The sequence below is a fragment of the Streptomyces sp. NPDC052109 genome (assembly GCF_040680195.1).
Lineage (GTDB): Bacteria > Actinomycetota > Actinomycetes > Streptomycetales > Streptomycetaceae > Streptomyces.
The window spans coordinates 250,602-270,747 of the sequence record NZ_JBFAWF010000007.1; the positions used below are offsets into that span (position 1 = coordinate 250,602).

Consider the following 20,146-nt stretch of genomic DNA (forward strand, 5'->3'; position numbering starts at 1 on the left):
GGCTCCTACAAAACTAAGGGAGCGGCCCGCTTCTGTCTGCACAATTACTCGGACTTCCTACTATCTGAGACGGCGAGCCGCCTCACACCGTTCTGAGCTGGGCATTCGTGCGTTCGGGGGTGGACTGTCCGAGGGAACGCAGGGTGCGGATCAGGGCCCGTACGGCGGTGGTGGCGGCCAGTTCCGGGGTGGTGACGTAACCGACGCGGCGGTACGGCCGTTCGGGCCCGAGGTCGGTGATCCCGACGGCGGGCGGCGCCCCGGTGAGGGAGAGCGCGGGCATGATGGCCATGCCGAGCCCGCTGCCCACCATGGACAGCACCGCCCCGTCGTCCTCGGCGCTGACGGTCGCCGCCGGGATCCAGTCCTGGGCGGCCCACCAGCTGCGGGTGTAGGAGCCGCAGTTCTCCGCCCAGTCGACGAGGGGCAGCGCGCGCGGGTCCGGGTGTCCCGCCGGATGCACCAGGGAGTACGGCTCCTCCAGCAGCACCCCGCCGACCAGCCCGGCCGGCGGCGGCCCGCTCAGGGTGGCGATCCCGAGGTCGGCCCGCCCGGCGGCGACCTCTCCCGCGGTGCCGGCGCCCAGTTCCCGTACGACGGTGACGCTCACCTCGATGCCGGGGTGCCGGGCGGCGAGCCGTTGCAGGGCGGGCGGCAGCAGATGCAGGGCGGCACTGCGGAACGCGGCGATCCTGAGGGGTCCCGACACCTCGCCGGCGCCGGCGCCGCGGACATCGGCGGCGAGGGCCCGGAGCATGCGCAGCACCCGCCGCGCATGGGCGGCGGCACGCTCCCCGGCGGCCGTCGGCCGGGCCCCGAACCGGCCGCGCTCGAAGAGAACCGCACCCAGCTTGCCCTCGATGCCGCGCACGGCGTGGGAGACCGCGGACTGGGTGGTCCCGAGTCGGGCGGCCGCGGCGGAGAACCCGCCCTCGTCGGCCACGGCGACCAGGATCCTGAGCTCCTGCGGGGCAAGGTCGACTGCGCTCACTCGAGGGCTCCCACCTGCGTGTATGAGACGGCTTCATGGACCGGCGCGTTCCATGAGCCCAACCCCCTGCCCGCGTGGTGCATTCCCTCCTAGCGTCCCCTGCCATGACCGAGATCGCGCTCACCGTGCAGCAGACCGCCCGCCCCACCGGCTTCCCCACCGCGGACCACTTCCGCTTCGCCGAGTCCCCGGTGCCCGTACCCGAGTCCGGCACGGCGCTGGTGGAGAACCTCTTGTGGTCCGTGGACCCGTACCACCGCGAGATGATGGACGGCGACTTCGCGCTGAACGCCCCGCTGGAGGGCCGCGCCCTCGGCCGGGTCGTCGCCTCCCGCACGCCGGAGCTGCCCGAGGGTGAGATCGTCTTCCACCGCCGGGGCTGGCGCACCCACGCCGTGGTGGGCCCGGCGGAGGTCCGGCGGCTCCCGCACCACCCGGGGGTGCCGTTGTCGGCGTACCTGAGCGTGCTGGGCGGCACGGGCCTGACGGCGTACATCGCCCTGACCCGCGTCGCGCGGCTGCGCGAGGGCGAGGACGTGTTCGTCTCCGGGGCGGCGGGCGGGGTCGGCACGGCCACCGGCCGCTTCGCCCGGCTGCTCGGCGCGGGGCGCGTGATCGGCAGCACGGGCACCGAGGAGAAGGTGAAGTACCTGACGGGACAGGCCGGTTTCGACACCGCCTTCGACTACCGCGCCGGCCCGGTCGCCGGCCTGCTGGGCGAGGCGGCGCCCACCGGCATCGACGTCTTCGTGGACAACGTCGGTGGTGACCACCTCGGCGCGGCGATCGGCGCCCTGCGCGAGCGGGGCCGGGCGGTGCGGGTGGGCACGATCAGCCAGTACAACACCCCGGCCGCTCCACCCGTCCTCTTCGACCACGCGGCCGTCGTGGAGAAGAGCCTGCGCATCGAGGGCTTCCTGGTGAAGCACTACCGGGACGTGCAGGACGAGTTGTACGACTTCGCCGTACCGCATCTGCGCAGCGGGGCGCTGACGGCGGACGAGACGGTGGTCGACGGGTTCGAGCGGATCGTGGCGGCGTTCCTGATGATGCTGCGCGGCGGCAACACCGGCAAGACGCTGGTGCGAGCGGCCTGAGCCACCGTCAGGTCACGTCGCCTTCCCGCCAGTCGAAGACCAGCTCGCGGGCCGGGTCGAGGGGGCCGGCGAGCCCGGGGCGCAGCCAGACGCCTCCTTCCGCCTCCGGCAGCCGTACGACGCCGTCCGGGGACAGGGCGTGCACCTGCCCGCCCCACCGCTGCCAGCCCCGGGCGGCGTACAGCAGGGCGCCCTCGTCGCTCGCGGCCAGCGCGCCGAGGTCGTAGGCCCGGTCGATCACCCGCTCCAGCTCGGCCATCACCCGGCCACCCAGCCCGGTGCGCCGCGCATCGGCACGGACGGCGACGGCCTCGACGTACCCGGTGCGCAGCCAGCGCCCCCGGTGCCGGATCCGCCGCATCACCACGGAGCCGTGCGCGGCGAGGCCGGCCCCGTCCTGGAGCAGCACATGGATCCCCCCGAGCCCGTGATCCCAGTCCTCTGCGGAGAAGTCGCCGTCGAAGGCCGCGTCCAAGAGGGCTCGGGCGCGGCGGAGTTCGGCTGGTTCGAGGTCGGCGGTGTGGGCGAGACGCAGTCGGACGGCCATGGGGACCACTATCGCGCGACCCAGCCCGCGATCGCCTCCCGAAATCCGTCCGGATCCTCCGCCCACGGCAGGTGCCCGGCCTCCGGCAGGATCACCCGGCGGACGCGTGGCAGCGCCTCGGCGAGGGAGTCGACGGCCGTGCGGGGGCGCAGGTCACGGGCGCCGTCGATGATCAGGACGGGAACGTCGAGGGCCGCACAGGCGGCCCGCAGGTCCGGCGTGCCCCAAGTCCGCTCACGCTCGTCGTTCAGGGCCCTGCTGCAGGCCTGGTCGATCCCGAACCAGGGCTCGGCCATCCGTCCGGCGTGGTCCAGGGCGTGCTCGCGGTCCTCGAACTCGGCCGACCACTGGAGCACGGCACACTCACGCTCCACGTCCGGGTCGCCACTCGGCTCCCGCCGGCGGGCGAGCCGTTCGGGTGTCTCGCCGAGCCGCGCGTGGAGGTTCGCGAGGAAGCCGGGGCGCCAGTCGGCATCCGGACCGACGCCCGTGCCGGAGACGTAGACCAGCGTGCTCACCCGGTCCGGGTGGGCCGGCGCGTAGCCCTACGCGAGCCGCGCGCCCCAGGAGTGGCCGAGCAGGGCCATCCTGCCGAGCCCGAAGTGCCGGCGTACGGCGTCGAGATCGGCCACGGAACGCCGGGTCGTCCAGGGGCCGTCGCAGCGCTCGGAGCGGCCGCAGCCGTGCTGGTCCCAGCGCACGACCGGGGTGACACCGGTCAGCGGCTCGCCGACGTCGCCGAACATGTCCCACAGGCCCGGTCCGCCGTGACACAGCACCAGCGGGTCGCCCGCGCCACCGGAGCGGGCCGCCCACAGCCGTACGACGTCGTCTGTCGTCACCGTCTTGGAGCCGGTGTGCCCGAGGGGAGCCGCAGGATTGGAAACGGGCCGGGAAGCCTGCTCGGTGTCAGGCTTCCCGGCCCGTCGCTCATGGGGGCTGATCAGCCCATGTGCGGGTAGGTGTAGTCGGTCGGCGGGACCAGCGTCTCCTTGATGGCGCGGGTCAGGGTCCAGCGCAGCAGGTTCTGCGGGGCGCCGGCCTTGTCGTTGGTGCCGGAGGCGCGGCCGCCGCCGAAGGGCTGCTGGCCGACGACGGCGCCGGTCGACTTGTCGTTGATGTAGAAGTTGCCGGCCGCGTAGCGCAGCTTCTCCATCGTGTACGCGGCCGCGGCGCGGTCGTTCGCGATGACCGAACCGGTCAGCGCGTAGTCGGCCACCGACTCCATCTGGGTCAGCATCTCGTCGTACTGGTCGTCCTCGTAGACGTACACGGCGAGGAAGGGCCCGAAGTACTCGGTGGTGAAGACCTCGTTCTCCGGGTCGGAGCACTCGACGACGGTCGGGCGGACGAAGTAGCCGACCGAGTCGTCGTAGGTGCCGCCCGCGACGATCGTGCAGGCCGGGTCCTGCTTGGCGCGGTCGATGGCGGCCTTGTTCTTGGCGAAGGCACGGTCGTCGATCACGGCGCCGATGAAGTTCGACAGGTCGGTGACGTCACCCATGGTGAGGTAGTCGACCTCGGCCGCGAACTCCTCCTTGAAGCCCGAGTTCCAGATGGAGGCCGGGATGTAGGCGCGGGAGGTGGCGCTGCACTTCTGGCCCTGGTACTCGAAGGCGCCCCGGGTGAGGGCGGTCTTCAGGACCGCGCGGTCGGCGCTCGGGTGGGCGACGAGGAAGTCCTTGCCGCCGGTCTCGCCGACCAGACGCGGGTAGGAGCGGTACTTCTCGATGTTGTTGCCGACCGTCTTCCACAGGTACTGGAAGGTCTTGGTGGAGCCGGTGAAGTGGATGCCCGCGAGGTCCCGGTGCTCCAGGGCGACCTGGGACACCTCGATGCCGTCGCCGGTGACGAGGTTGATGACGCCCTTGGGCAGACCCGCCTCCTCCAGCAGCTGCATGAGGAGGACGGCCGCGTGGGTCTGCGTCGGGGAAGGCTTCCAGACCACCACGTTGCCCATCAGGGCGGGGGCGGTGGGGAGGTTCGCGGCGATCGCGCTGAAGTTGAACGGCGTGATCGCGTAGACGAAGCCCTCCAGCGGGCGGTGGTCCATGCGGTTCCACACACCCGGGGAGTTCGCCGGGGGCTGCTCGGCGAGGATCTGGCGGGCGTAGTGGACGTTGAAGCGCCAGAAGTCGACCAGCTCACAGGGGCTGTCGATCTCGGCCTGCTGGGCGGTCTTGGACTGGCCCAGCATGGTGGAGGCGGCGATCGTCTCGCGCCACGGGCCGGACAGCAGCTCGGCGGCGCGCAGAATGATCGCGGCGCGGTCGTCGAAGGACATGGCGCGCCAGGCGGGCGCGGCGGCGAGGGCCGCGTCGATGGCGTCCTTGGCGTCCTGCTGGGTGGCGTGGCGGCCGGTGCCGATGACGGCCTTGTGGTTGTGCGGCTGCACGACCTCGAACGGCTCGCCGCCGCCCAGCCGCTTCTCGCCGCCGATGGTCATCGGCAGCTCGATCGGGTTCTCGGCCAGCTCCTTGAGCTTGGCCTCCAGCCGGGCGCGCTCGGGCGAGCCGGGGGCGTAGCCGTGCACCGGCTCGTTGACGGGGGTGGGGACCTGGGTCACAGCGTCCATGAGATCCGAACTCCTTGTACGTGAGCGGGTGTTGCGGGCTCAGCCCTTGCTGACCATGCTGCGGAGGAAGAACCGGAGGTTCGCCGGCTTCTCGGCCAGCCTCCGCATGAAGTAGCCGTACCAGTCGGTGCCGTAGGCGGTGTAGACGCGCATGCGGTGGCCCTCGGCGGCCAGCCGCAGGTGCTCGTCGCCGCGGATGCCGTACAGCATCTGGAACTCGTACTCGTCCAGCTTGCGGCCGGCCTTGTGGGCCAGCTCCTGGGCGATGGCGATCAGACGCGGGTCGTGCGACCCGATCATCGGGTAGCCCTCGCCCTCCATCAGGATCCGCAGGACCCGGACGTACGCCTTGTCGATCTCGTGCTTCTGCTGGTAGGCGACCTCGGCGGGCTCCTTGTAGGCGCCCTTGACGAGGCGGACGCGGCTGCCGGACGCGGCCAGGCGGCGGGCGTCGGCCTCGGTGCGGAAGAGGTAGGCCTGGATGACACAGCCGGTCTGCGGGAAGTCCTTCCGCAGCTCCTCGTGGATGGCGAACATCGAGTCGAGGGTGGTGTGGTCCTCGGCGTCCAGCGTCACGGTCGTCCCGATGGCCGCGGCGGCCTCGACGACCGGGCGGACGTTGGCGAGCGCCAGCTCGTGGCCGCCGGGGAGGGCCTGGCCGAACATGGACAGCTTGACCGACATCTCGACCTTCGCGCCGAGCCGCAGCTCCTCGAGGTGGTCGATCAGCTTCAGGTACGCGTCCCGGGCGGCGGTGGCCTGCTCGGGGGTGGTGATGTCCTCGCCGACGACGTCCATCGTCAGCTCCAGGCCCTTGTCCGTCAGGTCCTTGACGATCGGCACGATGTCGTCGACGGTCTCGCCGGGGATGAAGCGGTCGACGACCTGCTTGGTCACCGGGGCCGCCGAGATCAGGCGTCGCATCCGGTCGCTGCGCGACGCGGCGAGAATCACGGGACCCAGCACGGGGCACCTCCACAGACAAGCACCAAATCGGCCATCACCCAACGATTCGGGTACGGCACGGAGAACCACCGTGAAACCTAAGGATCTCTCCGATCGTGGGCCATCGACAGCTGTCACGCATCCGTGCACTGGATCTCAGACAGATGTATGAAGGCATCCGGAAAATGAGAGAGAATGCCCGAGTGGCGGCGGATTTCAAGGCTTTCAAGGGCGACTACCAGGAGCTGGTCGACGAGATCTCGGAGCTGCTGGGCGTCCCGGCGACCCTGGAGAACCGCGACTTCGAGCTGATCGCCTTCGGCGCGTACGACAGCGACGAGGAGCTGGATCCCTCGGCGCTGGACCCGGTGCGCACCCGCTCGATCCTGACCCGGCGCTCCACGGCCACGGTCCGCTCGTGGTTCGAGGGCTTCGGCATCACCCGCGCGACCGGCCCGGTCCGGATCCCTCCGAGCCCGGAGGCGGGGGTCTACCGCGGCCGGATCTGTCTGCCGGTACGCCATCGGGGTGTCGTCCTCGGCTACGTCTGGTTGCTGGACGGCGACCCCGGGCCGACGGACGCGCAGCTCGCCGCCGCGATGGAGGTGGCCGGCCGGATCGGCGCGCTGCTCGCGGACGAGGCGGAGGCCGGGGCCGGGCTGAGCCGGGAGCTGCGCGCGGTGCTCACCGCCGAACGCGGCTGGCAGCGGGACATGGCGGTGGCCGAGCTGCGCACCGCCCTCGGTCCCCGCGCCGACGGCCCCCTCACCCTGGTGTGCGTCGCCCCCTGGCCGTCGGCCGACCCGGACGACGCCCCCGCCGCCCGTACGATCCCCCACGCCGCGGCGCTGTGCACGCTTGCGTGGGGCGCGTCGGGACAGAGCCTCGCGCTGCTGATACGGCTGCGGACCACGGAGGTCGACACGCCCGCACTGGCGGCGGCCGCGCGGCTGCTGAAGGAGGCCGAGGGGGTGCGCGGCGCCCGGGGAGGCGCGGCACGCGGGGCCGGGGCCCGGGTGGCGGCGGCGGCCGCCGCGGGCCTCGCCGGAGCGGCCCGGGCCGCCGCCTCGGGCGCCGGATGCGCCGCCGGGGTCGGCGATCCCCGCACCGGCCTCGCCGAACTGGGCACGGTCTGGCAGGAGGCCTCCGCCGCCGCGCGCGCCGCGCTGGCCGAGCCGCGGCTCGGACCGGTGGCGCAATGGGCGGGCATCGGACCGTACCGGCTGCTGACCGCGCTGCCGTCGCAGGCCGCGCACGACCCCGTGGTCGGCGCGCTCCTCACCCCCGCCCAGCGCGAACTGGCCCACACCGCCGAGGTCTACCTGGACTGCGCGGGCCAGGCCGGCCGCACGGCCGCCGAGCTGGGCATCCACCGGCAGACCCTCTACTACCGCCTGTCCCGGGTCGAGAAACTGACGGGGCTGGACCTGGACGACGGCGAGGACCGGCTGCTGCTGCACATGGCGCTGAAGCGGGCACGGTTGTAGCGGGCCCCGACGACCCTCCGGTCCGCGCGCCGGAGCGGGCGAGGTGGGAGCCGTGCCCGGTGTCAGGGGCGGCCGGTGAGGGTGCTCAGGGCTTCGGGGGGCCGGGGCGGTCGGTGCGGGCGGCGATGTGGCCGCCGGGGGCTTCGGGGGGCCGGGGCGGTCGGTGCGGGCGGCGATGTGGCCGCCGGGCCGGACCAGCGGGGCGCCGTGCGGGCCGAGGCCGTACGGCCCGGTGTGCTCGCCGGGCAGGGGTTCGATGCGCAGCGGCACGGGTACGGCGCCGTCCTGCGTCCCGGCCGCGGGGTCCGCGGTGAACAAGGCGAAGTATCTCCGTCGTGCGGACGTTGACCAGACGGGACCGGGGGAACGGTGACGGCTCCCGGTGCTTCTCCGCCAACAGGGCCCGCACGCCCCGGCGTGCCGGCAGCGCTCGAGCGGTGAGCCCGGCCGGCCACGCACCGCCGCCGTGGGACCCCTAAGGACGATCAGCACGTCACCGCTGCAGCACCTCGCCCACCGCCGCGATCCCCTGCGAGATCGCCCGCTCCGCCACATCGCCGAAACCGAGGACGAGTTGGGGCGGCTCCGTGGCGCGTGAGGCGCGCAACGCGCTCATGCCGTAGAGACCGACGCGACGGGCGCGCGCCCCGACGATCACCGCCTGTTCGTCCGCCCCCTCCGGCAGGTGGACCACGGCGTGGAATCCGGCCGCGAGACCGGTCAGCCGTAGCGCCGGGGCGTGCTCGGCGAGGGCCGCGCGCAGCGCCTTGCAGCGGGCCGCGTACAGGGTGCGCATCCGGCGCAGATGGCGGTCGTGCCGGCCGGACTCGATCAGCAGGGCGAGGGCCAGCTGGTCGAGCGTGGGGGTGCCTCGGTCGGCGATCCGTTTCAGCTCGGTGAGCTGTGCCGTGAGCGCGGGCGGGCTGAGCAGCCAGCCGATGCGCAGGGCGGGGGCCAGGGACTTGCTGACCGTGCCGATCGACACGACACGGTCGGCCGCGAGGCCCTGGAGCGCGCCGACCGGCTCCCTGTCGTAGCGGAACTCGGCGTCGTAGTCGTCCTCGATGACGTACGCGCCCGTTCGCCGCGCCCAGGCGAGCAGCGCGTGCCGGCGTTCGGGGGCGAGGAGGACCCCGGTGGGCCACTGGTGGGCGGGGGTGACGATCACCGCGCGGGCGCCGGTCCCCTCCAGGGCCGCCACGTCGATGCCGTGCGCGTCGACCGGGACGGGCACCGGGGTGAGGCCCGCCCCGCGGATCGACCCGGTCGCGGTGGCGGGGCTGCCGGGATCCTCGTGGGCGACGGCCCGGACACCGGCGCTCGCCAGGGCCTGGAGGGTGAGGGCGAGCCCCTGGGCGTAGCCGGAGCAGACGAGGGTGTGGTCCGGGTCGGCGGCGGCCGCGCGGATGCGGCGCAGATAGGCGGCGAGGACCGTGCGCAGGTCCCGGCTGCCGCGCGGGTCGCCGTAGCCGAGGTCGGCGGTCGGCATCCGGTGAGCCGCCTCCCGGACCGCCCACAGCCAGTCGGCGCGCGGAAAGGAGGCCAGGTCGGGCACGCCGTGCCGGAAGTCGGCGATCAGCCGCGGGGCTTCGGGGGTCCGCTCCGCCGGCGGCCCGGCCGGGGCGGTGGGCGCGCAGGGGGCCACGCGGGTGGCCGAGCCGACGCGGGTGACCAGGTAGCCCTCGGCCTGCAACTGGGCGTAGCAGTCCTGGACCAGGCCGCGGGACAGGCCGAGCGAGCGGGCCAGTTCGCGGGAGGAGGGGAGGCGTTCGCCGGCTCGCAGCCGTCCGGTGCGGATCGCGTCCCGCAGCTGGCGTTCCAGCTGGGCGCGCAGCAGTTCGCCGCTGCTGCGGTCGACGGTCAGCAGCAGTTCGGGGGACAGACCGGCCCACTGCACAGCCATGGAATTGGAGCTTACCGGGGGGCCGGTGGCTCCCTAGCGTCGAGGCATGGACTCCCCACGGCCGTCGGCCCCTTCCGCTCCTCGACCGCCCCTGCTGAACCGCGCTCTGCTGCTGCGGTTCGTGAGCATGGTGGGCGCGTCGGTGAGCTTCTTCCTGCTGCTGTCGGCGGTGCCCGCGCACGCCGGCCCGGGCGGGGCGGGCCTCGCGACGGGGGCGCTGATGCTGTCCACGGTGCTCGGCGAACTGTCCGGCCCCCGGATCCTCGCCCGGTACGGCAACCGGGGCCCGCTGGCGGCCGGCCTGTTCCTGCTGGGCGCGCCCGCGCTCGCGCTGCCGGTCTCCGGCGCCCCGGCCTGGACGGCGGCGATGTGCCTGGCACGCGGTCTGGGCTTCGCCCTCACGCTCGTCGCCGGTGGCGCCCTGACCGCGGCCCTGATCCCACCGGAGCGCAGGGCCGAGGGCCTGGCCCTCGTCGGCGTGGCCGGAGGCGTGCCCTCACTGGTCGCCCTGCCCCTGGGCGTCTGGCTGACCGGCACCATCGGCTACACCCCGGTCACCGTGGCCGCGGGCCTGGCGGCCCTGGCGACGATCCCGACCGTGCCGGGGCTCCGGGAGCAGGGGGTGTCCGGTGGCGGTGCGGGACAGCCCGCCGGTGCGTGGGAGGTGACCGGGGTCCGCGAGGAGATGTCCGGAGACCCGGCGACCGCGACCGGTGACCGCGACCGGGCCACCGACGGCGGGACACGGGCCCTCGGCGGCGGAGCGCAGGACCCCGGCAGCGAGGGGCGTGCCCTCGGCATGGTGGCGGCCATGCGTGACGCGGGGCTGCGGCGCCCCACGGTGGTGTTCGCCGCCACCGCGCTCGCCGCCGGGATCCTGGTCACGTTTCTGCCGCTGGCGGTGCCGCGGGCGTCGGCCGGTGTCGTGACGGTGGCGCTGCTGGTGCAGAGCGCCGCCGCGACCGCGGCGCGCTGGGCGGCGGGGCGGTACGGCGACCGCCGGGGCTCCTCGCGGCTGGTCGCGCCGGGGCTGCTGGCGTCGGCGGCCGGGCTGTCGGCCATGGCGGCGACCTCGCGGCCGGTGGCCGTACTGGCGGGTGCGGCGGTCTTCGGCACCGGGTTCGGCGTCACCCAGAACGCCACCCTCGCCCTGCTGTACAGCCGCGTCTCCCGCCCGTCGTACGGCACGGTCACCGCGCTGTGGAACCTCGCCTACGACGGGGGCATGGGCGTGGGGGCCGCGGGCTACGGCCTCCTCACGGCGCACACGGGGTACGCGTGGGGGTTCGCGCTCACAGCTGTGCTGATGCTGGGCGCGTGGGGACCGGCGGTGCGCGACCGTCGGGCGCAGGAGGGCCGGCGCCCGGAAAACCGCCGGGTTCCCCTGCACACCGAGGAACCCCGCTGACCGCCGCCGGGGCCAAGTCCCCGGCGGCGTCGGCGAGTCACGCGCACTGTCCGGACCGGGGCCCGCTCACGGTGGTGCCGCCCTGCCGCAGCTCCGGTTCGTTGCCGTCGCAGGACAGCGGTCCCTCGACCCGGTTGCCCTGAAAGGCGGGTGTGGCCTCGCCGGGCGGCAGGCCGCTGCCGCTGTTGCCGGTGATCCGCACGGGCCCGGTCACCGCGTTGCCGTCGGCGCGGAGGCCGCCGGTTCCGGCGGTCAGGGTCAGCGGGCCCCGGACGGTGTTGCCCGGGCAGGTCGCCGGGTCGCCGCCGATACTCAGGCAGCCGCCGGCGCGGCTGACGCCGACGGGACCGGTGAGCGTCGATCCGCACACGGCGAGGGCGAGGGCTCCGCCGGCGGTGAGGGTGCCGGTGATCCGGGCCTCCGAGACGGCGAGCGATCCGCCGGGCCGCACAGTGACCTTTCGGCGCCGCCGGTGTGGCCGACGGCGGTCCAGTACGCGGCCGTGGTGGTGCCGTCCGCGACGGGGGTGCCGCCGGAGCCGCTGGGGTAGCTGCCGACGAGGTGGTCGCCGCCGCTGCCCGGCCCGGTGAAGTCGGTGGTGGTGACGCCGCCCCCGCTGATCGCGGCGCCACCGCCGACGAGCGTGCCGTCACCGCCGCCGCAGCCGACGGTCGCGGTCTGCCCGCTGGTGGCTGAGGTGGGCCCGCTGACGTCGCCGAAGCGCACCTTGACGGTCGCACCGCCGACGTCGACGCCGGAGCCGGAACAGACGGCGTAGGCGTAGGTGGTGTTGCCGCTGTCGCCGCCACCGCCGTTCCAGCCGACCGCGCTCCAGGAGTCGGGGTCGGTCTCGCCGTCGGCCGCACGGCAACCACGTCAACGGCACCTCACCCAGCCCCGACGGCAGCACCGAGTACACCGGCTCCACCGGCGTGGTCGGCACCGGCGTCACCCACTGGCTCGGCATCGGCGGCAGCGGGGGAGCGGTCAACTCCTCCTTCTCCAGCACCCCGTACGCCCTCTGCCTCACCAGCGGCGTCATCAACCACACCCAGGTGGTGATGAACAAGCTCGCCGGTCCGACCAGCAGCGCCACGGTCGGCCTGGTCACCGCGACCTGCCCCGCGGGCACCCGGCTGCTCGGCGGCGGCGCCCGCAGCACGCCCGCGAGCATCGGCAGCCTCAAGTCGATCGCGAGCTTCCCCACCTTCGACGACTCGGCTCGGAGAAGGTGGCGGCCGGGCCGGCCGTGGCGCCGGGGGTCCGCACGGTGACCGCGGCGGTGTTCGCGTACGCGGCGCCGGGGGCCGTCAGGGCGAGTGTGGCGGCGATGAACAGGGGCTCTCCCACGGCGAGTTGCCGCGTCTCTTCTTCATCAGTCGTGCCTCTCCGAACGCGGGCTGCGGGGCGAGCAGATACTCGCCGATCACACCCCCGGCCGCTTCGGGTGAACCACACAGACCTCGGCCCGCCGCCTCCGCGTGGGCTGGACGATGCTCCAGGGAACCGCTCGGTCAGCCCGTTCTGACGACCTTGGCCGCCTCGACGATCTGCCGGAGCCCCTCGGTGAGCGCGTCGCCGTCCGGAGCGTTGCCGGGATCGAACGACCACTGGGCGATGAGCCCGGTCATCAGCGTCATGTAGAAGCGGCCGAGGGTGTCCGCCGTCTCGTCGGAGATCTCCTCCTCCGGCACGCCCTGCAGGAGGGCCACGAGACCACGCGCGCCCTCCCGCTGCGCACGCCCCAGGTGCTCGCGCACCTCGGGCAGTTCGATGGTCATGACCTCCATGCTGAGCCGCCAGACGGAGCCCGGCTCCCGCATGGTGGCGACGATGTTCGACCACACCCAGCGGAAGCGCTCCAGCGAACCGGGCGCACCCTCGATCCGGGACCCGTCGCTTCCGTCGAAGGAGTCCGACATGTTCTCCACCAGTCCGATGTACGCCTGCGCCAGCAGCGCGTCCTTCGAGCCGTAGTGGTAGCCGATCGAGGCCAGGTTGGTGCCAGAGGCCTTGACGATGTCACGCGCCGTCGTACGCGCGAACCCCTTCTCCAGCAGGCAGCGCTTGGCGCCTTCGAGCAGATCCTCACGGTGTCCCATGCCGGCCAGCCTACCGCCGATCCATACGAACGTCCTAGACGGATGAATTATACATGCGTTCTAGACAGACGTTTAATACGCCCGTACAGTCACTGGCATGACGAACTCGACGAGCACGACCGCCTCCGTCGGCGCCGGAAGCACCGGCCCCGCCCGCGCGGGGCGACGCGAGTGGACCGCTCTCGGCGTGCTGATGCTGCCGCTGCTGCTGGTCTCCATGGACGTCTCCGTCCTGTACTTCGCGACCCCCGCGATCAGCGCAGACCTGCACCCGAGCGGCACCCAGCAGCTGTGGATCTTCGACGTCTACGGCTTCGTCCTGGCCGGCCTGCTGATGACGATGGGCTCGCTCGGCGACCGCATCGGCCGCCGCAAGCTGCTCCTGATGGGTGCCGCGGCCTTCGGCGGCGCCTCGCTCCTCGCGGCATACGCGGGCAGCGCCGAGACCCTGATCGCGGCCCGCGCGGTCCTCGGTATCGGCGGCGCGACCCTGATGCCGTCCACGATGGCGCTGGTGCGCACGATGTTCACCGACCCCGGCCAGCGGACGAAGGCGATCGGCCTGTGGTCCGGCGTGATGACCGGCGGCATCGCGCTCGGCTCGGTGATGAGCGGGCTCCTGGTCGAGCACTTCTGGTGGGGCTCGGTCTTCCTGGTCAACCTGCCCGCGATGGTCCTGCTCCTGCTCCTCGGCCCGGTGCTGCTGCCGGAGTCGAAGGACCCGGACCCGGGCCGCTTCGACTGGGTGAGCGTCCCGCTGTCGATGGCCGCCGTGTTCCCCGTGATCTACGGTCTGAAGGAGATCCCGTCTGAGGGCTGGCACCCGCTGTACGTCGTCTCGATCGCGGTCGGCCTGCTCTTCGCGGCCCTCTTCGTCCACCGCCAGCGCACCAGCGCCTCCCCGTTCATCCCGCCGGCCCTGCTGAAGGGCCGCGGCTTCGCCCCGGCACTGGTCCTGAACCTCGTCGCCGCCCTCGCCATGCTGGGCTCGGCCATCTTCACCACTCAGTACCTGCAGTCGGTCCTCGGCAAGGGCCCGCTGGCGGCGGCCCTGTGGAGCCTGCTTCCCTCGGTGTTCATCGGCCTCGCCGGTCCGGTCACCGCCCAGCTCGTCCAGCGCGGCGCGAACCGCGGCTATGTGGTCGCCGGCGGCTTCGCGGCCATGGCGGCCGGATTCTCGATGCTCGCCCTCGTCGGCACCGACTCGCTGTGGCTGGCCCTGGCCGGGGCCGGTGTCCTGGCCTGCGGGATGGTCGCGATCACGTCCCAGCTGGTCGACCTGGCCATGAGCAGCGCTCCGGTGGAGCGGGCGGGCACGGCCTCCTCTCTGCTGGAGACCGGCACCGAGTTCGGCGGCGCGCTCGGCATGGCCGTTCTCGGCTCCATCGGCACGGCGATCTACCGCCACGAGATGCCGGCCGACGCTCCCGCCGCGGCCCGCGAGACCCTGGGCGACGCCCTCGCCACGGCCGCGCACCTGCCCGGCCCGGCCGGTGAGTCCCTCCTCGCCACGGCCCGGGAGGCTTTCACCAGCGGGTTCCAGGGCGCCGCGATCGCCGGGGCGGCACTGGTCGCCCTGGCGGCGGTGGGCGCGGCGGTGAGCCTGCGGAAGATCGAGGTCACGGACGAGAAGTAGGGCAGCACGAAGAACGCCGGACGGGCCGACTTTCGTCGGCCCGTCCGGCGTTCCCGGATGTTCTCAGACCAGGTTCACCGAGCGGGCGGACGTCGCCCCGATCTCGGCGGCCACCTCGGCCAGCACGCCGGCGGTCACCGTGTCGTCGACGGTCAGCACCGCCAGCGCCTCGCCGCCCTGCGCCGCGCGAGCGACCTGCATGCCGGCGATGTTGATGCCCGCCTCGCCGAGGATGCGGCCGACGGTGCCGACGACACCGGGACGGTCCTCGTAGCGCAGGACGACCATGTGATCGGCGAGCGCGAGGTCGACGTCGTAGTCGCCGACCGCGACGATCTTCTGGACGTGCTTCGGACCGGCCAGCGTGCCGGAGACCGACACCTCCTCGCCGTCCGCGAGCGTGCCGCGCACGGTGACGACGTTGCGGTGCTCGGCCGACTCGGAGCTGGTGGTCAGCCGGACCTCGACGCCACGCTCCTGCGCGAACAGCGGCGCGTTGACGTACGACACGGTCTCGTCGACGACGTCCTCGAAGACGCCCTTGAGCGCGGACAGCTCCAGCACCTTCACGTCGTGCTGGGTGATCTCGCCGTAGACCTCGACGTCGAGGCGGTGCGCGACCTCGCCGGCGAGTGCGGTGAAGATCCGGCCGAGGCGCTCGGCGAGCGGCAGACCGGGCTTGACGTCCTCGGCGATGACACCGCCCTGGACGTTCACCGCGTCCGGCACCAGCTCGCCGGCGAGCGCGAGGCGCACCGACTTGGCGACCGCGATGCCCGCCTTCTCCTGGGCCTCGTCCGTGGAGGCGCCGAGGTGCGGGGTGCACACGACCTGGTCCAGCTCGAACAGCGGCGAGTCGGTGCACGGCTCCTTGGCGTACACGTCGAGGCCGGCGCCGGCGACCCGGCCCTCCTTCAGCGCCGCGTACAGCGCCGCCTCGTCCACGATGCCGCCGCGCGCGGCGTTGACGATGCGCACGCTCGGCTTCACCTTGCGCAGCGCCTCGTCGCCGATGAGGCCGAGGGTCTCGGGGGTCTTGGGCAGGTGGACGGTGATGAAGTCGGAGACCTCCAGCAGCTCGTCCAGGGACAGCACCTTGACGCCCATCTGCGCGGCCCGGGCGGGCTGGACGTAGGGGTCGTAGGCGACGACCTTCATGCCGAAGGCGGACATGCGCTGGGCGACCAGGGCGCCGATGCGGCCGAGGCCGACGACGCCGAGGGTCTTCTCGGCCAGCTCGACACCCGTGTACTTGCTGCGCTTCCACTCGCCGTTCTTCAGCGCGGCGTTGGCCTGCGGGATGTTGCGGGCTGAGGCGAGGATCAGACCGCAGGCCAGCTCGGCGGCGGTCACGATGTTGGAGGTCGGGGCGTTGACGACCATCACGCCGGCCTTGGTGGCGGCGGAGACGTCGACGTTGTCCAGGCCGACGCCGGCGCGCGCGACGACCTTGAGCTTCCTGGCCGCGGCGATGGCCTCGGCGTCGACCTTGGTGGCGGAGCGGATCAGGATCGCGTCGACGTCGGCGATGGCGGGGAGCAGTTCTGCTCGGTCGGCTCCGTTGGTGTGCCGGATCTCGAAGTCCGGGCCGAGCGCGTCGACGGTCGCGGGCGACAGCTCTTCAGCGATGAGTACGACGGGTTTCGAGCTCACGTGAGTCCTCACAAGTCCAATGCGGACGGCCGTCCCGACGGCCGCAGGCGGTGGAGGGGGCTAGCCGCGGAAGACGCACGACGCTGTGGGCCTGACGCGTGTTGTGCAGCAGTCTAGTGGCGAGACGGAGGGCGTCATGCGCCTCCGCGGAAGGATCACCCGGACGGGAAACTCCATTTTGTATGGAGGCTTCCCGCGAAATGGACGACGGGGGCCGGAGCAGCCTGCCCCGACCCCCTGACGTGAGGCTTACGCCTCCTCGTTCACCCAGCTCATCAGCTTGCGGAGCTGCTTGCCGGTGGTCTCCAGCAGGTGCTCGGAGTCCTGCTTCTTGTACTCGTTGTACTTCTTCAGGCCGCCGTGGTACTCGTCCATCCAGTTCTGGGCGAAGGAGCCGTCCTGGATCTCGGCGAGGACCTTCTTCATCTCGGCCTTGGTGGCGTCGGTGATGATGCGCGGGCCGGTGACGTAGTCGCCCCACTCGGCGGTCTCGGAGATGGACCAGCGCATCTTCTCCAGGCCGCCCTCGTACATGAGGTCCACGATCAGCTTCAGCTCGTGCAGGCACTCGAAGTAGGCGATCTCCGGCTGGTAACCGGCCTCGGTCAGGGTCTCGAAGCCCGCCTTGACCAGCGCGGCGGTGCCACCGCAGAGGACGGCCTGCTCACCGAACAGGTCGGTCTCGGTCTCCTCGGTGAAGGTCGTCTTGATGACGCCGGCGCGGGTGCCGCCGATGCCCTTGGCGTAGGACAGCGCGAGCGCGAAGGCGTTGCCGGAGGCGTCCTGCTCGACGGCGACGATGCACGGAACGCCGCGGCCCTCCTCGTACTGGCGGCGGACCAGGTGGCCCGGGCCCTTCGGGGCGACCATGCAGACGTCCACGCCGGCCGGGGGCTTGATGAAGCCGAAGCGGATGTTGAAGCCGTGGCCGAAGAACAGCGCGTCGCCGTCCTTCAGGTTCGGGGCGATGGACTCCTCGTAGACCTGGGCCTGGATCGGGTCCGGGACCAGGATCATGATGACGTCGGCCTCGGCGGCGGCCTCCGCCGGCGTCACCACGCGCAGGCCCTGCTCCTCGGCCTTGGCCTTGGACTTGGAGCCCTCGTGCAGACCGACGCGGACGTCGACACCGGAGTCGCGCAGCGACAGCGCGTGGGCGTGGCCCTGGCTGCCGTAGCCGATGACCGCGACCTTGCGGCCCTGGATGATGGACAGGTCGGCGTCAGCGTCGTAGAACAGCTCGGCCACTTTGGGTTCTCTCCTTGGTGTGCAGGTTGTGCGTCCCACCGTATGCCGGTGAGGGGAAGGGAAGTCTCGGGGTCTCGGCATCCGGGCGGACGGTGTGTCGCCGACCGCCCGGATTCAGCCGCACTTCAGCTTTACGCGGATCGGTCGAGAGCGCGCAGCGAACGGTCGGTGATCGAACGGGCGCCACGGCCGATCGCGATCGTGCCGGACTGCACCAGCTCCTTGATGCCGAACGGCTCCAGCATCTTGAGCATGGCGGACAGCTTCTCGCCGGATCCGGTGGCCTCGATGGTCACGGCCTCGGGAGAGACGTCGACGGTCTTGGCCCGGAAGAGCTGGACGATCTCCACGATCTGGGAGCGGGTCTCGTTGTCGGCGCGGACCTTCACCAGGACGAGTTCGCGCTGCACGGCCTGGCCGGGCTCCAGCTCGACGATCTTCAGCACGTTGACGAGCTTGTTGAGCTGCTTGGTCACCTGTTCCAGCGGCAGGTCCTCGACGCCCACCACGATGGTGATGCGGGAGATGTCGGGGTGCTCGGTGACACCGACCGCGAGGGAGTCGATGTTGAAGCCGCGCCGCGAGAAGAGGGCGGCGATCCGGGCCAGGATGCCCGGAGTGTTCTCCACCAGGACGGAGAGCGTGTGCTTGGACATGTTTCTCTGCTCTTCCTCGCTCAGTCGTCTTCGCTGTCGCCGAAGTCGGGGCGGACGTCCCGGGCGGCCATGATCTCGTCGTTGGAGGTGCCGGCGGCGACCATCGGCCACACCATCGCGTCCTCGTGGACGATGAAGTCGACGACGACCGGGCGGTCGTTGATGGAGTTCGCCTCTTCGATGACCTTGTCCAGGTCCTCCGGGCGCTCGCAGCGCAGGCCCACGCAGCCCATCGCCTCGGAGAGCTTCACGAAGTCCGGCACGCGCGTGCCCTTCGCCTCCGGGTTGATGTCGTCCGGGCCGCTGTGCAGCACGGTGTTGGAGTAGCGCTGGTTGTAGAACAGGGTCTGCCACTGGCGGACCATCCCGAGGGCGCCGTTGTTGATGATGGCGACCTTGATCGGGATGTTGTTCAGGGCACAGGTGGTGAGCTCCTGATTGGTCATCTGGAAGCAGCCGTCGCCGTCGATCGCCCAGACCGTGCGGTCCGGCCGGCCGGCCTTGGCGCCCATCGCGGCCGGGACCGCGTAGCCCATCGTCCCGGCGCCGCCGGAGTTCAGCCAGGTGGCCGGCTTCTCGTACTGGATGAAGTGCGCGGACCACATCTGGTGCTGGCCGACGCCCGCCGCGAAGATCGTGCCCTCGGGCGCGAGTTGACCGACGCGCTCGATGACCTGCTGCGGGGAGAGCGAGCCGTCGTCCGGCAGGTCGTAGCCGAGCGGGTAGGTCTCGCGCCAGCGGTTGAGGTCGCTCCACCAGGCGGTGTAGTCGCCCTTGTGACCCTCGCTGTGCTCCTTCTGCACGGCCTGGACCAGGTCGGCGATGACCTCGCGGGCGTCGCCGACGATCGGGACGTCGGCGGCGCGGTTCTTGCCGATCTCGGCCGGGTCGATGTCGGCGTGGACGATCTTGGCGTACGGGGCGAAGCTGTCCAGCTTGCCGGTGACTCGGTCGTCGAAACGGGCTCCGAGGGCGACGATCAGGTCGGCCTTCTGCAGCGCGGTGACGGCGGTGACCGCACCGTGCATGCCCGGCATTCCCACGTGCAGCGGGTGGCTGTCGGGGAACGCGCCGAGCGCCATCAGGGTGGTGGTGACGGGCGCTCCGGTGAGTTCGGCGAGGACCTTCAGCTCGGCGGTGGCCCCGGCCTTGATGACGCCGCCGCCGACGTAGAGGACGGGACGCCTGGCGGAGGTGATCAGCTTGGCCGCCTCGCGGATCTGCTTGGCGTGCGGCTTGGTCACCGGGCGGTAGCCCGGCAGGTCCATGGTGGGCGGCCAGGTGAAGGTCGTCCTGGCCTGCAGCGCGTCCTTGGCGATGTCGACCAGGACCGGACCCGGGCGGCCGGTGGAGGCGATGTGGAACGCCTGCGCGATGACCCGCGGGATGTCCTCGGCCTTGGTGACCAGGAAGTTGTGCTTGGTGACCGGCATGGTGATGCCGACGATGTCCGCCTCCTGGAAGGCGTCCGTGCCGATCGCCTTGGAGGCCACCTGGCCGGTGATCGCGACCAGCGGCACCGAGTCCATGTGCGCGTCGGCGATCGGCGTGACCAGGTTCGTCGCACCGGGGCCGCTCGTCGCCATGCAGACGCCGACCTTGCCGGTGGCCTGCGCGTAGCCGGTGGCCGCGTGGCCGGCGCCCTGCTCGTGCCGGACGAGGACGTGGCGCACCCGGGTGGAGTCCATCAGGGGGTCGTACGCCGGCAGGATCGCGCCGCCGGGAATGCCGAATACCGTGTCAGCGCCGACCTCCTCGAGGGAGCGGATGAGGGACTGCGCACCCGTGACGTGCTCGACGGGGGCGGACTGCTGTCCTCCGGATCGGGGCCGCGGCTGCGGATGGGCCCCGGTGGCCTGCTCGGTCATCGGCATTCTCTTCTCGATGCTGAGGGTTTT

Annotated in this window: 18 protein-coding genes and 1 pseudogene; 5 read left to right on the forward strand and 14 right to left on the reverse strand. The window is 72.3% G+C overall.

The window, feature by feature from the left end; translation table 11 throughout:
* Positions 1 to 82: 82 nt before the first annotated feature.
* The gene (locus AB0L59_RS17605; protein WP_365584085.1) at positions 83 to 991 is read right to left on the reverse strand and encodes a LysR family transcriptional regulator; all 909 of its coding nucleotides are present in this window, start codon (positions 989 to 991) and stop codon (positions 83 to 85) included.
* 104 nt (positions 992 to 1,095) lie between these two features.
* Between AB0L59_RS17605 and AB0L59_RS17610 the strand changes: the two genes are divergently transcribed.
* Complete coding sequence (locus AB0L59_RS17610) at positions 1,096 to 2,088, forward strand: NADP-dependent oxidoreductase (protein ID WP_365584088.1); 993 nt, start codon at positions 1,096 to 1,098, stop codon at positions 2,086 to 2,088.
* Positions 2,089 to 2,095: 7 nt separating this feature from the next.
* Here the strand turns inward: AB0L59_RS17610 and AB0L59_RS17615 are convergent, their stop codons facing one another.
* The 5 genes from AB0L59_RS17615 to AB0L59_RS17635 all read right to left on the reverse strand — a co-directional run bounded on the left by AB0L59_RS17615 (position 2,096) and on the right by AB0L59_RS17635 (position 6,176).
* Positions 2,096 to 2,635, reverse strand: a complete 540-nt coding sequence (locus tag AB0L59_RS17615) for a GNAT family N-acetyltransferase (protein WP_365584090.1) — start codon at positions 2,633 to 2,635, stop codon at positions 2,096 to 2,098.
* 8 nt (positions 2,636 to 2,643) lie between these two features.
* Complete coding sequence (locus tag AB0L59_RS17620; RefSeq protein WP_365584093.1) at positions 2,644 to 3,153, reverse strand: alpha/beta hydrolase; 510 nt, start codon at positions 3,151 to 3,153, stop codon at positions 2,644 to 2,646.
* A gap of 27 nt (positions 3,154 to 3,180) precedes the next feature.
* Entirely contained in the window at positions 3,181 to 3,477 is a 297-nt protein-coding gene (locus tag AB0L59_RS17625) for an alpha/beta fold hydrolase (protein ID WP_365584096.1), read from the reverse strand.
* Positions 3,478 to 3,578: 101 nt separating this feature from the next.
* Positions 3,579 to 5,210: an L-glutamate gamma-semialdehyde dehydrogenase gene (gene pruA / locus AB0L59_RS17630; protein ID WP_365584098.1), complete on the reverse strand. Its 1,632-nt coding sequence runs from the start codon at positions 5,208 to 5,210 to the stop codon at positions 3,579 to 3,581.
* 39 nt (positions 5,211 to 5,249) lie between these two features.
* On the reverse strand, positions 5,250 to 6,176 hold the full coding sequence (locus AB0L59_RS17635) for a proline dehydrogenase family protein (RefSeq protein ID WP_365584101.1): 927 nt from the start codon (positions 6,174 to 6,176) through the stop codon (positions 5,250 to 5,252).
* A gap of 164 nt (positions 6,177 to 6,340) precedes the next feature.
* On the opposite strand from AB0L59_RS17635, the gene AB0L59_RS17640 reads away from it, so the two are divergent.
* Positions 6,341 to 7,642, forward strand: a complete 1,302-nt coding sequence (locus tag AB0L59_RS17640) for a helix-turn-helix domain-containing protein (protein WP_365584103.1) — start codon at positions 6,341 to 6,343, stop codon at positions 7,640 to 7,642.
* An 85-nt stretch (positions 7,643 to 7,727) separates the two neighbouring features.
* Here AB0L59_RS17640 and AB0L59_RS17645 read toward each other — a convergent pair.
* Both AB0L59_RS17645 and AB0L59_RS17650 read right to left on the reverse strand, forming a co-directional pair.
* Positions 7,728 to 8,090 (reverse strand): annotated as a pseudogene (locus tag AB0L59_RS17645) (FAD-dependent monooxygenase); the annotation flags it as partial.
* Between the two features lie 45 nt (positions 8,091 to 8,135).
* A complete protein-coding gene (locus tag AB0L59_RS17650) occupies positions 8,136 to 9,545 on the reverse strand; it encodes a PLP-dependent aminotransferase family protein (protein WP_365584106.1) in 1,410 nt (469 codons plus the stop codon).
* A 46-nt stretch (positions 9,546 to 9,591) separates the two neighbouring features.
* Between AB0L59_RS17650 and AB0L59_RS17655 the strand changes: the two genes are divergently transcribed.
* The gene (locus tag AB0L59_RS17655; RefSeq protein ID WP_365584108.1) at positions 9,592 to 10,953 is read left to right on the forward strand and encodes an MFS transporter; all 1,362 of its coding nucleotides are present in this window, start codon (positions 9,592 to 9,594) and stop codon (positions 10,951 to 10,953) included.
* Between the two features lie 37 nt (positions 10,954 to 10,990).
* Here the strand turns inward: AB0L59_RS17655 and AB0L59_RS17660 are convergent, their stop codons facing one another.
* The gene (locus AB0L59_RS17660; RefSeq protein ID WP_365584111.1) at positions 10,991 to 11,404 is read right to left on the reverse strand and encodes a hypothetical protein; all 414 of its coding nucleotides are present in this window, start codon (positions 11,402 to 11,404) and stop codon (positions 10,991 to 10,993) included.
* A gap of 481 nt (positions 11,405 to 11,885) precedes the next feature.
* Here AB0L59_RS17660 and AB0L59_RS17665 point away from each other — a divergent pair, with 481 nt between their 5' ends.
* Positions 11,886 to 12,227 carry a hypothetical protein gene (locus AB0L59_RS17665; RefSeq protein ID WP_365584113.1) on the forward strand — a complete coding sequence of 114 codons (342 nt, stop codon included), beginning with the start codon at positions 11,886 to 11,888 and terminating at the stop codon, positions 12,225 to 12,227.
* Between the two features lie 240 nt (positions 12,228 to 12,467).
* Here the strand turns inward: AB0L59_RS17665 and AB0L59_RS17670 are convergent, their stop codons facing one another.
* A complete protein-coding gene (locus tag AB0L59_RS17670; protein WP_365584116.1) occupies positions 12,468 to 13,055 on the reverse strand; it encodes a TetR/AcrR family transcriptional regulator in 588 nt (195 codons plus the stop codon).
* 97 nt (positions 13,056 to 13,152) lie between these two features.
* On the opposite strand from AB0L59_RS17670, the gene AB0L59_RS17675 reads away from it, so the two are divergent.
* On the forward strand, positions 13,153 to 14,691 hold the full coding sequence (locus tag AB0L59_RS17675) for an MFS transporter (RefSeq protein WP_365584119.1): 1,539 nt from the start codon (positions 13,153 to 13,155) through the stop codon (positions 14,689 to 14,691).
* 63 nt (positions 14,692 to 14,754) lie between these two features.
* On the opposite strand, the gene serA is transcribed toward AB0L59_RS17675, so the two are convergent.
* The 4 genes from serA to AB0L59_RS17695 all read right to left on the reverse strand — a co-directional run bounded on the left by serA (position 14,755) and on the right by AB0L59_RS17695 (position 20,116).
* Positions 14,755 to 16,344 (reverse strand): phosphoglycerate dehydrogenase, encoded by a 1,590-nt coding sequence (gene serA / locus AB0L59_RS17680; protein WP_365584122.1) that lies wholly within the window; start codon positions 16,342 to 16,344, stop codon positions 14,755 to 14,757.
* A 249-nt stretch (positions 16,345 to 16,593) separates the two neighbouring features.
* Entirely contained in the window at positions 16,594 to 17,592 is a 999-nt protein-coding gene (gene ilvC, locus AB0L59_RS17685; protein WP_365584124.1) for a ketol-acid reductoisomerase, read from the reverse strand.
* Positions 17,593 to 17,723: 131 nt separating this feature from the next.
* On the reverse strand, positions 17,724 to 18,248 hold the full coding sequence (gene ilvN / locus AB0L59_RS17690) for an acetolactate synthase small subunit (RefSeq protein WP_018544678.1): 525 nt from the start codon (positions 18,246 to 18,248) through the stop codon (positions 17,724 to 17,726).
* Between the two features lie 20 nt (positions 18,249 to 18,268).
* Complete coding sequence (locus AB0L59_RS17695; protein WP_365584126.1) at positions 18,269 to 20,116, reverse strand: acetolactate synthase large subunit; 1,848 nt, start codon at positions 20,114 to 20,116, stop codon at positions 18,269 to 18,271.
* Between the last annotated feature and the right edge of the window lie 30 nt (positions 20,117 to 20,146).